We start from the raw sequence: 13,112 nt of genomic DNA on the forward strand, positions 1-13,112 counted from the left end.
GAGTCAGAGTGCGGATTCAGCGAGAGGTGCCTCGGTTGGGGGCAGGGGAGGGCGGTTAGCGTGGGTGGGTGCCAATCTCGTTCGATACCGGCGGGCTTCAACAGCTCGACAGCAACTCGTGGGGGGATCCGGGTACTGGGGATGTCGTCACGCAGTCCTACTTCGACCTGGTTCCCGACCTGCCCGCACCTCTCGAAGAGGTGGACCTGCTTCGCCGCGCGCTCGCCGAGGGTCGGGCCGAAACAGGTTGTCTGATCGAAGCTTTCATCATCTGGGTCGACCGAGTTCCCGCCCTGCTGCGCATGGAGAAGTTTCCACTGCCGAATCAGCCGAGCGGGCTGGCGTTCGTCGCCTCGATCGTTGTGCCGAAAGACCGGTGCAGCGCGGCATTCCAGATCCTCTGCCCGGAAACCGGCACCACCGGTATTCGCGAGGCCGTCCTGATGACCCAAATCGGCCACGAAAACATGTTCCCCCCACACCCTTACGCTCCCGGTCTCGGCGGCCGCCTGCCCTACAACGCCGCCGACGACATCCGCTGGGACCCCCAATTCCCCGACCACCCGCTCACCCGAGCCCGCAACTGGGTCGCCCGCACCGTCCCCACCGCCCGCCTGGCCCCCGGCTTCGCCGCCCTACCCCCGTTCACCGGCCCACTGCGGGCCTGACTCACGCCCGTTGCAGACCGCCGCACGCCTGCTGATTTCCCGCACGGCGAATCGCATGCGAATCTCGGTGCCGGAAATCGAGAGGCGTGCGTCTGCCCAGCTAGGCGGGCTTCTCGGTGATGAAAATGGCTGTGCCGGGGAAGATTTCGCCGCGCAACGGGCTCCACTGACCCCATTCGCGGTCGAGCCATTCGGGCCAGTCCGGTTCGACGATGTCCACCAGCAGTAGCCCGGCGGAGACGATTTCGCGGACGCGGTCGCCGATGGTGCGGTGGTGTTCGACGTAGGTCGGCTCGCCATCGCTGTCGACCTCGACATACGGGGTGCGGTCGAAGTAGGGGATGGCCGCGGTGAGGCCGGCCGGGCCGGGATCGTCGGGGAAGATCCAGCGCATCGGGTGGTTCACCGAGAACACCCAGCGCCCACCGGGCTTGAGCACGCGGGCGACCTCGCACATCACCTCGGCGGAATCGGCGACGAACGGGATCGCGCCGAACGCCGAACAGGCCAGGTCGAAGGACGCGTCGGCGAAGGGGAGGATCTCGGCGCCCGCCTGGATCAGCGGCACCTGCGGCCCGCCGCGTTCCATCGCGGCCCGGCCCCGCTCCAGCATGCCCATCGACAGATCAAGTCCGACCGGATGCGCACCCTGCCCGGCCAGCCAGCGTGCGCACGGCGCCGAGCCGCAGCCGATCTCCAGGATCCGCTTGCCCGCGACGTCGCCGAGGAATCGCATATCGCCCTCGTGCAGCCCCTCCGGGCACCACACGAATTCGCCGTCTGGGGAATCCACGCCGAGGAAATCCGCGTGCGTCTCGTGATACTGACCGGCGTCCGCGTCCCACCAGCGGCGACTGGCCCGCTGACTGGCTGCCGAGCCGATCCGGGTGCGCGCGGTCCCGGCGGTTCCGAGCAGTGAGTTTGCCTCTGCATGGCGATCTTCCGACACGCCGTCAGGGTATCCCGGCGTGGCGGCCGGACCGGTTTGCCCGGCCGGACCAAGGTCGCGTACGCTGAACGCGCGAGTGCCTTCTGTACAGCCGTACCGGAGTCAATCACCCGCTGAGTTTCATGTGCGTTACGTGCGGTACGTTCCTAGTGTCCGTCTTCACACCCAGCGCGGTGAATTCGCCAGCGTACCGAAAGTTCCAATGTCCGCAACCGACCACAATCCGTCCGGAGCAAACCGACATATGCCCACCACCGTCACCTCGCCGCAGGTAGCCGTCAATGACATCGGCTCCGCCGAGGATTTCCTCGCCGCCATCGACGCCACGATCAAGTACTTCAATGACGGCGACATCGTCGAAGGAACCATCGTCAAGGTCGACCGCGACGAGGTTCTGCTCGACATCGGTTACAAAACCGAAGGCGTCATCCCTTCCCGCGAACTCTCCATCAAGCACGATGTCGACCCGAATGAGGTCGTTTCCGTGGGTGATGAGGTCGAGGCTCTTGTTCTCACCAAGGAGGACAAGGAAGGCCGCCTGATCCTGTCGAAGAAGCGGGCTCAGTACGAGCGCGCGTGGGGCACGATCGAGGAGCTCAAGGAGAAGGACGAGGCCGTCAAGGGCACCGTCATCGAGGTCGTCAAGGGCGGCCTGATCCTCGACATCGGCCTCCGTGGCTTCCTGCCTGCCTCGCTCGTCGAGATGCGTCGTGTCCGCGACCTCCAGCCGTACGTCGGCAAGGAGATCGAGGCCAAGATCATCGAGCTGGACAAGAACCGCAACAACGTGGTTCTTTCCCGCCGCGCATGGCTCGAGCAGACCCAGTCCGAGGTCCGCAGCGAGTTCCTGCACCAGCTGCAGAAGGGCCAGGTCCGCAAGGGTGTGGTCTCCTCGATCGTCAACTTCGGTGCCTTCGTGGACCTTGGCGGCGTCGACGGCCTGGTGCACGTCTCCGAGCTGTCCTGGAAGCACATCGACCACCCCTCCGAGGTCGTCGAGGTCGGCACCGAGGTCACCGTCGAGGTCCTCGACGTCGACCTGGACCGCGAGCGGGTTTCGCTGTCGCTCAAGGCAACTCAGGAAGACCCGTGGCGTCAGTTCGCCCGGACCCACGCGATCGGCCAGATCGTGCCAGGAAAGGTCACCAAGCTGGTTCCGTTCGGTGCGTTCGTGCGCGTCGAAGAGGGCATCGAGGGCCTGGTGCACATCTCCGAGCTGGCCGAGCGCCACGTGGAGGTCCCGGACCAGGTTGTCGCCGTCGGCGACGACGCGATGGTCAAGGTCATCGACATCGACCTCGAGCGTCGCCGGATCTCGCTGTCGCTGAAGCAGGCGAACGAGGACTACCACGCCGAGTTCGACCCGTCGAAGTACGGCATGGCCGACAGCTACGACGACCAGGGCAACTACATCTTCCCCGAGGGCTTCGATCCCGACACCAACGAGTGGCTCGAGGGCTTCGACAAGCAGCGCGAAGAGTGGGAAGGCCGTTACGCCGAGGCGGAGCGTCGCCACAAGATGCACACCGCTCAGATGGAGAAGATGGCGGCCGACGCCGCGGCCGAGGCCGCGAACGGTGGCGGCTCGTCGAACTACTCTTCCGAGAGCGGTTCGCAGGCATCGTCGTCGTCTTCCTCCTCCTCCAGCTCGTCCGAGTCGGCCGGCGGTTCGCTGGCCAGCGACGCGCAGCTGGCGGCTCTGCGGGAGAAGCTCTCCGGCAACGCCTGATAGCACCTGTGACGAAGGCCCCGGTCCACTGGACCGGGGCCTTCGCCCGTTTCGGGGCCGGGTTGGCTATTTCCGGAGTGGGCTCCCGGTATTCTGAACAGTGATGTCCGATGCCGCAGTTGAGCTTCCGTCCACTTCCTGGGAGCGCAGGAAGATCGAGGCGATGAGCCGGATTCAGCGGGTCGCGCTGGATCTCTTCGACGCGCACGGATACCGGAACGTGACGATCGAACGGGTCGCGACCGAGGCGGGAGTTTCGCCGAGCTCGGTCTACCGATACTTCGGTACCAAGGAAATGCTCGTCCTGTACGACGAGGCGGACCCGAAGGTCCTCGAAGCGGTGCGCACCGCGGGCGGGGACACCACCGTCGAACCCGCGGACCTGATCGCCGTCGCCCGGATGCTGCTGCCGCTGCTGACCGAATCGCTGCTGACCGAGGAATCCGAGCGCCGGATCCGTCAGCGGCTGCAATACACGGCGGCGATCCCCGAGATCAAGGTCGGCCAGTCCAAGCAGATGCGCGACCTGGAGGATCAGTTCCGGACCTTGTTCGCCGAACGAACCGGCTTCGACCCCAACGATTTACGGGTGCGGATGGCCGCGGCCACCGCGGTCTGGGGTTGCGTGGCCGCCCTCGACCATTGGGCAGGAACGGGTTTCGCCGGACGATTGAAGGACGTCTACACCGAGGCCATCGGATCGATCATCGAGCAGATCGAGATCATGTTCCGATAGTCGCCTTATCCGTCCGCAACCTCGGTAGCCACCAGTTCCAGCGGCCGAACAGCCGCATGAACGCGGGCACCAACACCAGCCGCACCAGCACCGCGTCGATCGCGATGGCGACAGCGAGCGCGAAGCCGATCTGCTCGAGCTCCAACACATCCGCGGTGACGAACGCGGCGAAGACGGCGACCATGATCGCGGCGGCGGCGGTGATCGGCCTTGCCGTGCGTTGCAGACCATCGGCGACGGCCGCCGCGTTGTCGTGATGGGCGTCCCAGTGTTCCTTCATCCGGCGGATGAGGAATACCTCGTAATCCATTGACAGGCCGAACAGTACCGCGAACACCAGCATCGGCAGATAGATCTGCAGGAACCCGGTGCTATGGAATCCGAGCGCGGATTCGCCGATGCCGTGCTGGAAGACCGCGACCGTAATGCCAAGTGCCGCACCGGTGGCCAGCAGATTCAACAGGATCGCCTTGGCCGCGAGCACGATGCTGCGGAACGTGGCGACGAGGAAGCCGAACGAGACGGCCAGCACGAGGGCGATCACCCAGGGGAATCGACCGGTAATCCGTTGGGACACATCGACGAACAACGCCGTCGTACCACCGACGCGAACCTCGGCGTCGCCGAGAGTCGATGCGCGGGAACGGATATCGGAAACCAGGTCGGTGGCCGCGGTGGACCCGAACGCTGCCTTGGGGATCACGGCCGCGAAGACCCGGCCTTGCGCGTACTGCGGTAGCACGGTCGCGATCCGGGGATCGTGCGAGAGGCCGTTGATGAACCGATCGGTGTCGTCGCGTGCGTCGCCGGTCAACGGCGAATCGTCCGCGCCGGTCGCGACCACCTCGATCGGGGCGAGCAGGCCAGGCGGGAAGTTCTGTTCGACCAGGGCGATGGCCCGCCCGGACGGATGGTTCGCGAGCGACTCGGTCCCGACATCGACGCCATAGCGCAGGCCGGTGAGCGGGGCCGCGGCCAGCACCAGGAGCGCGACGCCGACCGTGCCGAACAGCACGGGCCGCGCCATCACGGCGTGCGCCCAGCGGGCCCAGGCGCTGGACGCCTGCGCCGAGCGCACCTCCGCAGGGCGCATGCGCGCGGGCAGGGCGCCGCGATTGATCGCCGGGCCCAGCGTCGCGAGCAGCGCGGGCAGCAGGGTGAATGCTCCGGCCATCGTCGAGAGCACCGCGGTGACCACCCCGACGGCGATACCGTTCAACATCGGCAGCCCCACCACGGCCAGTGAGCACAGCGAGATCATCACGATGAGTCCGGACGCGAGCACGGTCCGGCCGGTGGTGTCCATCGCCGCGCCGACCGCCTGCTGAATGGCGTTGTGGTCCCGGCGGTTTCGCACGCCGCGGCGGGTCAGTTCCTCGTTGAAGCGGCTCACGATGAACATCGCGTAGTCGATCGCGGTACCCGTGGCGATCATGGTCGCCACCGAAAGCACCAGTGAGTCGAACGCGAGGAAGGTCGTCAGGCCGAACAACGCGCCGACGGCGATCGCGATCCCCGCCGCGGTGACCGTGATGGGCAGCAGCGCGGCGGTCAGCGCGCCCAACGCCAGCACCAGCAGCACCGTCGCCACCGGCAGGCCGAAGGCCTCGGCGCGTTGCAGATCGGCCGTCTCGTTGTCCATCAGGTCGGCCTGGATCGGCGCATAGCCGGTGAGGGCGACCTGGGTGCCGTCGCTCGGCGCGGCGGCGAGGGCGGTCCGCAATTCCCGCACGACCCGGACGCGTTCGGAGATATCGCCGTTGACGCCGACGATGCCGAAGGCGGTGTACCGGTCGGCGGATATCTGGGCCGTGGCATTGCCCTCGAACGGTCCGACCGCCCCGGCCACGCCGTTCGTCCGCCGGGCGATACCGACGGCCCGATCGATCGTCGCGCGATACTCCGGTGTGTCGACGGTGCTCTGCGCCGAATGGAAGACGATCACGTCCTGTTCGGTGCCGAACTGGGAGAAGTGTTGCGCGACAAGGCGATCGACGGCCGCCGAGTCGGAGCCCGGCACGGAGTAGTCGGGTGACCCGAGCCGTCCGTGCAGCGCGGGGTAGGCCGCGCCGCACACCACCACGAGCAGCAGCCACACCCCGAGCACGATCTTGCGATGCCTGGCCACCGCGACGCCCCACCGCCCGGCCGCACCCCACCGCGGTTGCGGGTGGGGCGGTTCCGGCCGATCGAGGATGGTGGATTGTGCCATCGCCCCTCCCAGGGTTGCTATCTGACAGTCACTATCAGGTGCTGTCGGCAAGCATACGAACATCGAGGGAAAGTTAGCAAGGGACTGTCAGATATCCAGCTCCTGTTTCTCCCGGTCGGCCTGATAGATGCGCCGCGAGGGCTTGGTCGTCCCACGCTTCACCTGCGGCGTGGTCTTCGGTGGCACCGCCCGAGCGGCGCCCTGCGCCGAGGTGAGGGCGACCACCTGGATTTGCTCCAACCGCAGGCCGAGTCCGGCGAGCCGGGCGATCACGCCGAGGCGATGTTCCGGCATGCCAGGCCGAATCGGCAGCGGCTCTCGTCCTGGCCTGCGCAACACATAGGTCCTGCGTTCGGCGTCGAACTCGATCGGCGCACCGTCGCGCACCGCCCGGTAGGCGTCGAGATCCAGAGCGTTGTGCCGAATCGGGTCGATCATCAACGTTTCGATCAAGCGCTCCGCATGCGCGATCCGCATGTCCCGATCCGGCGGGTCCAGGTATTCCACCCGCCGCGCGATCCGCCACCGATATCCCTCGGCGGCGGAGCGCAGCAGATGCCGATGCCGTTCGATCTCAGCCGCCAGCTCAACCAGCTGGTCGACGTCGAGGAACATCGGGTCACGCGGGTCGGGCATCGATGCTGGAACGTCAGGCATTGCGCCTCCTCGGTCGAGTTGCCAGTTACGTTGGGCAACAACTCGATCGACGTCCGACCTGGTTTCTATTGTGGCAGGGGGGTACGACAGGTTTCGTCGGGGACTTTTCCGAGCCACCGCCCGCGGCACCGCTCGCGCCGCGCGTGTGCGGCAGCACACACGGCCCGATCGCGCTCGCGGTCTACGGTCAGCTGGTGCCGCAATACAGAGACTCCGCAGAGTTCTTTCATACCGAGATGTTCGCCCTGGTCCATTCACGCGGGTGGTAGCCGGTGAGTGATCTGGTCACTACCGCGGGGAAACTGGCCCCGGTGGCGCTGGTGTTCGGTGCCGGGGTGGTTTTCGCGCGGCGCAAGATCATCGGGGCCGAGGTGTCGAAGGCGTTCTCCGAGTTCGCTTTCCTGTTCGCGATCCCGTGCTATCTGGTCGGCTCGCTCTACTCGAGTGACCTGGGGCGGCTGTTCGATCTGCGGGCCATCGCCGCGTACCTTGTTACCGCGCTGCTCGGCATGGTGGCCGTCGGGGTCTGGTCGCGGCGGGTGACCGGGGCCGATGCCAGGGGCGTCGCGCTGCGGATCATGGCCGGCGTGCAGGTCAATACGACCTACTTCGCGATTCCGGTGTTCGTGCTGCTGTTCGGCGATGTCTCACCGATCTTCCCGATCATTCTGCTGCAGGTCTGTGTGCTCACCGTTGTCGTCATCGCCGTGATGGAATTCGGTGCCGGACAAGATGATCCGGATAAGCCCGTGCGGGTTGCCGTGCTGCGCGGCGTGCTCGCGGCGTTGGCGACGCCGATCGTCGTTGCCTGCTACCTCGGGATCGCCGCGAACGTAGCCAAGGTGCCGGTGCCGCGCTGGCTGCTCGACGCGTTGTCGTTCGCCGGTAACGCGGCCGCGCCGGTGGCCCTGTTCGCGCTCGGCCTGCACCTCGGCGGAACGGGTCTGCGGTTGCGCGGTGCCGCGCGCGACGAATACGCGCTGATCGCGTTCAAATGCCTGGCCTTCCCGCTACTGGCACTGCTGATCTGCAAGTACCTCTTCGGTATTCACGGTGTCTGGCTGACCTACCTGGTGCTGATCGCCGCCATGCCCGCGCCGCAGAACCTGTTCATCTTCGCCCAGCGCTACGACACCGACGTCGACCTCGCCGCGTCGGTCGTCGCCAAGACCTCGCTGGTAGCGCTGCTGCTGTTGCCTGCGTGGTTGCTGGTCGCGCGGTGACGCCGACATCGCCACGCCCACGCGGGAATCCGTGCTTTCGGCAAGGACGAAAGCGGGCAAAACGGGTGAAACACTCAGAACGGTACGACATTTCAGCCAGCTGCTGGGCAAACATGCAGGAATCGCCGTCTCGCACCGTGGTTCCGGTCACTTCCTGACGCGGCTAAACGATCTTTGTCTGCGGTGTCGCAGCACGTCGGGTATGGTCGGCGCGGATCGCGAAACTCTGCTTTACAGCCATGGCGGAAAGGTCGGCCGAAGACATGTGCGCAGCGGGGCCGTTCAGTGGGCTCAATCGCAGACAATTCCTAGCGAAGGCGGCTGCGGCCGGTGCGGTGGGCGCGTTGGCCTCGTGGGCCAACCCGATCATCGAGCGGGCCTACGCCGCCGACCCCGCTGGTATGGGTGGACTCGGCGATATCGAGCACTTCGTGCTGCTGATGCAGGAGAACCGCTCGTTCGACCATTACTTCGGCACCCTGTCCGGCGTCCGCGGGTTCAACGAACCGTCGACGACGTGGCAGCAGTACGGCTGGACGCCGGGTGCCGGCCCCGGCCCCGACGGCTTCGTGAATCCGTTCCGCCTCGACACCACCCGCGGCGCCTCGCTCGACGGCGAATGCATCAACGACCCAGACCATTCCTGGGAGGGCATGCACCGGGCGTGGAACGGCGGCCGCAACGACCAGTGGATGCCGATGTCGGTGGCCAGCGTCGGCGCGGCCAACGCGCCCGCGGCGATGGGTTACTACCTGCCCGAAGACATTCCGATCCACACCGCGCTCGCCGACGCCTTCACGCTGTGCGACAACTACCACTGCTCGGTGCTCGGCCCTACGGACCCGAACCGGCTGTACTGGATCAGCGGAACCATCGACCCGGACGGCCTCGCGGGCGGCCCGCTGGTGGAAACGCCCAAGCTGATCCCGCAGCACGTCTACAGCTGGCGCACCTACCCGGAGAACCTGTCCGACGCCGGGGTCAGCTGGAAGGTCTACAACAACCGCGATGTCGGCCCGCTGTCCTCGGTGATCCTCGACGGCATGCTCGGCTGCTTCACCCAATCCGCCGACCCCAATTCGGAATTGGCGCGTCGCGGCATGGCGCCGGTGTACCCCAACGACTTTCAAGCCGATGTCGCCAATGACACCCTGCCCGCCGTCTCCTGGGTGATCCCATCGCTGCTGAACTGCGAACATCCCGCGCTGCCAGCGGCTTTCGGCGCGTTCGGCATCGTACAGCTGCTCGATATCCTCACCTCGAACCCGAAGGTGTGGGAGAAGACCGCGCTGATCATCAGCTACGACGAGAACGGCGGCTTCTTCGACCACGTCACCCCGCCGACCCCGCCGCCGGGCACACCGGGCGAGTTCCTCACCGTGCCGCTGGACCGCGTGTCCGCCGCGAAGGGTATCGCCGGTCCGATAGGTTTGGGCTATCGCGTTCCCGCGCTGGTGATTTCGCCGTACACCAGGGGCGGGCTCGTCGCCTCGGAGACCTTCGACCACACCTCACAGCTGCGACTGCTGGAAACCAGGTTCGGAGTGGAGGTGCCGAATGTGACCGCGTGGCGACGCGGCGTCACCGGCGATATGACCTCCACGTTCGATTTCGGCTCTGCACCGAATATCGCGAAACCGGTGCTGCCCGATCCGAAACCGAAAATGGATGCCGCGGTCGCCCAATGCGGCCCGAATATCGCGTTGGGTACGGCGACGACCGGGATTCCCTATCCGGTGCCGCCGAATTCGATGCCGACACAGCAACCCGGGACCCGGCGCAAGCCGAGCGGGTTGATTCGGGCATGAGAGTGGCCCAGCCCTGGCGGGGGCTGGGCCACTTCTCGACGGATGGGTCAGCTTGCGGTGGCGGGCACCCACCGGACGGACGGGACGACGGAGCGTTTTCGCATGGCCGCGAAGCTGTGCCTGGCGGGGCTGAGCAACGCGGTGAACCAGGTGCGACGGTGTTCGGCCAACGCGGCCGCGACGGCGGGGATGTGGATGCAGTGCACGCCGCCCGCCATACCCAGGCGGTGGCGAGCCGTCTGGTTGATTCTGGTGCCCAATGGTGTTCCTTTGCTTGCTGGTGCTGGCGCTCCGATCGCCAGGGCGAAGATTAGCCGAACGAAAGTGCCGCGCAGAGTATTTTGCGCAAGTAATTGCCTCGGCGTGTCGGAAAGTTGTCGCCGGACTACCCGGTCCCGCCGGAATTGTTGCGAATCGGTCTCGGCCTCGTCACGGATCGGGCAATTACGGCGGCGGCAGGTGGAAAGCGCGGCCCTGATGGGTAATCGAGCCGATTGTGTCGTCGGGTGGCGAACTCGCCGTCGGCGCGGGATGCGAGACTGGTCGAATGTTGCGGATCGGCCTCACCGGAGGCATGGGAGCGGGCAAGTCGACGGTGGCGCGGATTCTCGCCGACCTCGGTGCGGTGATCGTCGATTCCGACCTGATCGCCAGGGAGGTCGTCGCGCCAGGTACCGAGGGCCTCGCCGCACTCGTCGACGCGTTCGGCGCCGAGATCCTCGCCGCCGACGGGAGCCTGGATCGGCCGGCGTTGGCGGCCAAGGCATTCGCGGACGACGAATCGCGCGCGACCTTGAATTCGATTACGCACCCGCTTGTCGGCAAGCGAACGACCGAACTCATTTCGGCGGCGCCGAGCGACGCCATTGTCGTGCAAGATATTCCATTGCTGGTCGAAAATGGTCTCGCGCCATTGATGAATTTGGTAATTGTCGTCGATGTCGATGCGGAAACTCGGCTGCGCCGACTTGTCGAATTCCGCGGCGTCGCCGAATCCGATGCGCGGGCGCGTATTGCCGCGCAGGCCACCGATGAGCAGCGGCGCGCGGTCGCCGATGTGTTGCTCGACAACAGCGGGGCGCCGGCGGCGATCGAGGGCACGGTGCGGCAGCTGTGGCGGGAGCGGCTGGTGCCGTTCGAGCACAACCTACGCACTAGGACGCCCGCGCGGCGCACGACGGAGATACGGGTAGAGCCCGCGAACCCGGATTGGGCCGCGCAGGCGCAGCGGCTCATCGCCAGGCTGTGGGTGGCGTGCGGTGCGGGCGCGTCGCGGATCGACCACATCGGGTCGACCTCGGTGCCGGACCTGCCCGCCAAGGATGTGATCGATCTGCAGATCACCGTCGCCGATCTGGCTGCCGCGGACGGACTGCGAGATGCGTTGGGGGCGGCGGGTTTTCCGGTTCGGCCGGAGATCACCCAGGACAACCCGAGGCCGACGCCGCAGGATCCGGCAGGCATCGATGTGTCGCTGTGGACCAAGCGTTTCCATAACAACGCCGACCCCGGCCGCCTCGCCAATGTGCATGTGCGCGTGGACGGTTCGCCGGGGCAGGAGTTCGCGCTGCTGTTCCGTGACTGGCTGCGCGCGGACGCCGACGCCCGCGCCGAGTACGTCGAGGTGAAGCGCGCGGCGGAGGCGAAGGCGGCCGGGCTGACCGGCGCGGCGGCGACGATCGCGTACCTCGATGTCAAGGAACCGTGGTTCACCGCTGTCTATCCCCGCATGCTCGCCTGGCGGGATAGCTAGCAGCGCAACAGCTTCCGCTACTTCCAGGTGAGCGTGACGCCTTGCGGCTCTAGCCAGCGGTCCAGTCGGTAGCCGTTGGCGGCGATGCCGTCGATGGCGCTGGTCGCGGTCTCGATGGCGGCCTGGGCCTCGGCGGCGGTGAGCAGTCCGGCCGCGTGCGCGGCGAGCAGCTCGTCGACGTCGAGCAGCTCGGTGTCGCGGCCGGAGCGCACGATGATGTCGAGGTAGTGGTCCACCGACTTCCACCGTTCGGGCGCTACCTGACTGAACTGACCGAGGTCGAGGTAGAAGTCCTGGTCCCGTTTGTGCTCGGGATGGTAGTGGAAGACGGTGGCACGCAGCGCCAGGTCGGGCAGTAGCCACGATTCGATGTAGTGGAACTGTTCATGGTCGGAGGTACGCGCCATGTACAGGCCCCACGGCTCCACGTGGTACTGCTCGACCGGCCGCACGAATCCCTTCGGATCCGTGTTCGTCAGGTCCGCGAGGTCGAAGTACTCGACCTTGGGCCGATGTACGTCAACGGAAGGTGCCTGCGTCATGCATTCAGAATCTACCGCCGCGCGGGCGTAGTCGAGTGGCGTGGCGGTTACATCCAGGTGAGCGTGATGCCCTGGGTGGCGAGCCAGTCCTCGACGCAGTGGTCGTTGGCGGCGAGTCCGTCCAGCGCGGCGGTCGCGCACTCGAAGGCACGGTGCGCCTGCGCTGTGTCCACCAATCCGGCCGCGTGGGCGGCGAGTAGGTCGTCGACGCCGAGCAGTTCGACGTGGCGGCCGCGATGTACCTCGATGTCGAGGTAGTGGTCGACGGCCTTCCAACGCTTCGGCGCGACCTGGGTGAACTCGCCGATATCGAGATGGAAGTCATGGTCGACGTGGTGCGCCGGATTCCGTCGGGTGACCGTCACGCGCAGCGAGAGCGCGGGCAGCAGCCAGGACTCCAGGTAGTGGTGGTGCGGCACCGGGACGATGCGCGCCATATATACGCCCCACGGTTCGTGGTGGTAGCGCTCGACCTGGCGGACGAAGCCCTTGCTGTCGGTGCTGGTGTGTTCGGCGAGGTTGAAGAACTCGACGTGCGGCCGGTGCGGCGGATGGCCGGGCGGTAACGCGGTGTTCGGCGGGGCGGCGGCGTTGACGTTGTGATTGAGGCCAGGTACCGCGGCACGGATGTGTCGAGCGATACTTCCTGCGAAGCCGGTGGTCGGCACGGTATTGAGCAATGGAATCAGACCTCTCATGGCTCTAGTCCTTCGCCACATCCGAACTTTGTTGTCCGAACAACCAAGCCAGAGTACACCCGGGAAATGGTGATCGGGCGGATTGACGCGATATGTTTTTGGCCACGAAATGTGTTGCGGCAAGGGACATTTCGGAC

12 protein-coding genes are annotated in these 13,112 nt (G+C 66.4%); 6 read left to right on the top strand and 6 right to left on the bottom strand.

Annotated features, from left to right (window positions below; translation table 11 throughout):
* Positions 1-68 precede the first annotated feature (68 nt).
* The gene (locus OG203_RS40180; RefSeq protein ID WP_405162418.1) at positions 69-668 is read left to right on the top strand and encodes a hypothetical protein; all 600 of its coding nucleotides are present in this window, start codon (positions 69-71) and stop codon (positions 666-668) included.
* 100 nt (positions 669-768) lie between these two features.
* Here the strand turns inward: OG203_RS40180 and OG203_RS40185 are convergent, their stop codons facing one another.
* Entirely contained in the window at positions 769-1,617 is an 849-nt protein-coding gene (locus OG203_RS40185) for a class I SAM-dependent methyltransferase (protein WP_405162419.1), read from the bottom strand.
* 244 nt (positions 1,618-1,861) lie between these two features.
* Between OG203_RS40185 and rpsA the strand changes: the two genes are divergently transcribed.
* Both rpsA and OG203_RS40195 read left to right on the top strand, forming a co-directional pair.
* Positions 1,862-3,346 carry a 30S ribosomal protein S1 gene (gene rpsA, locus OG203_RS40190; RefSeq protein ID WP_405162420.1) on the top strand — a complete coding sequence of 495 codons (1,485 nt, stop codon included), beginning with the start codon at positions 1,862-1,864 and terminating at the stop codon, positions 3,344-3,346.
* A gap of 103 nt (positions 3,347-3,449) precedes the next feature.
* Positions 3,450-4,082, top strand: a complete 633-nt coding sequence (locus OG203_RS40195) for a TetR/AcrR family transcriptional regulator (RefSeq protein ID WP_405162421.1) — start codon at positions 3,450-3,452, stop codon at positions 4,080-4,082.
* Here the strand turns inward: OG203_RS40195 and OG203_RS40200 are convergent.
* Both OG203_RS40200 and OG203_RS40205 read right to left on the bottom strand, forming a co-directional pair.
* The gene (locus tag OG203_RS40200; RefSeq protein ID WP_405162422.1) at positions 4,069-6,294 is read right to left on the bottom strand and encodes an MMPL family transporter; all 2,226 of its coding nucleotides are present in this window, start codon (positions 6,292-6,294) and stop codon (positions 4,069-4,071) included. The two genes, OG203_RS40195 and OG203_RS40200, sit on opposite strands and share 14 nt — an antisense overlap.
* 87 nt (positions 6,295-6,381) lie before the next feature.
* Complete coding sequence (locus OG203_RS40205; protein WP_405162423.1) at positions 6,382-6,951, bottom strand: hypothetical protein; 570 nt, start codon at positions 6,949-6,951, stop codon at positions 6,382-6,384.
* A 272-nt stretch (positions 6,952-7,223) separates the two neighbouring features.
* Here OG203_RS40205 and OG203_RS40210 point away from each other — a divergent pair, with 272 nt between their 5' ends.
* Together OG203_RS40210 and OG203_RS40215 are read left to right on the top strand one after the other, a co-directional pair.
* Positions 7,224-8,174, top strand: coding sequence for an AEC family transporter (locus OG203_RS40210; protein WP_405162424.1), 951 nt, complete (start codon positions 7,224-7,226; stop codon positions 8,172-8,174).
* Positions 8,175-8,413: 239 nt separating this feature from the next.
* A complete protein-coding gene (locus tag OG203_RS40215) occupies positions 8,414-9,982 on the top strand; it encodes a phospholipase C (RefSeq protein ID WP_405162425.1) in 1,569 nt (522 codons plus the stop codon).
* A gap of 47 nt (positions 9,983-10,029) precedes the next feature.
* Here OG203_RS40215 and OG203_RS40220 read toward each other — a convergent pair whose 3' ends face one another.
* Positions 10,030-10,242, bottom strand: coding sequence for a hypothetical protein (locus OG203_RS40220; RefSeq protein WP_405168209.1), 213 nt, complete (start codon positions 10,240-10,242; stop codon positions 10,030-10,032).
* Positions 10,243-10,529: 287 nt separating this feature from the next.
* Between OG203_RS40220 and coaE the strand changes: the two genes are divergently transcribed.
* Complete coding sequence (gene coaE, locus OG203_RS40225; RefSeq protein ID WP_405162426.1) at positions 10,530-11,735, top strand: dephospho-CoA kinase; 1,206 nt, start codon at positions 10,530-10,532, stop codon at positions 11,733-11,735.
* Positions 11,736-11,752: 17 nt separating this feature from the next.
* Here the strand turns inward: coaE and OG203_RS40230 are convergent, their stop codons facing one another.
* Together OG203_RS40230 and OG203_RS40235 are read right to left on the bottom strand one after the other, a co-directional pair.
* The gene (locus OG203_RS40230) at positions 11,753-12,277 is read right to left on the bottom strand and encodes a DUF402 domain-containing protein (protein ID WP_405162427.1); all 525 of its coding nucleotides are present in this window, start codon (positions 12,275-12,277) and stop codon (positions 11,753-11,755) included.
* A gap of 47 nt (positions 12,278-12,324) precedes the next feature.
* A complete protein-coding gene (locus OG203_RS40235) occupies positions 12,325-12,975 on the bottom strand; it encodes a DUF402 domain-containing protein (protein WP_405162428.1) in 651 nt (216 codons plus the stop codon).
* Positions 12,976-13,112: the final 137 nt, after the last annotated feature.

It is taken from the genome of Nocardia sp. NBC_01499, from assembly GCF_045040275.1.
Lineage (GTDB): Bacteria > Actinomycetota > Actinomycetes > Mycobacteriales > Mycobacteriaceae > Nocardia.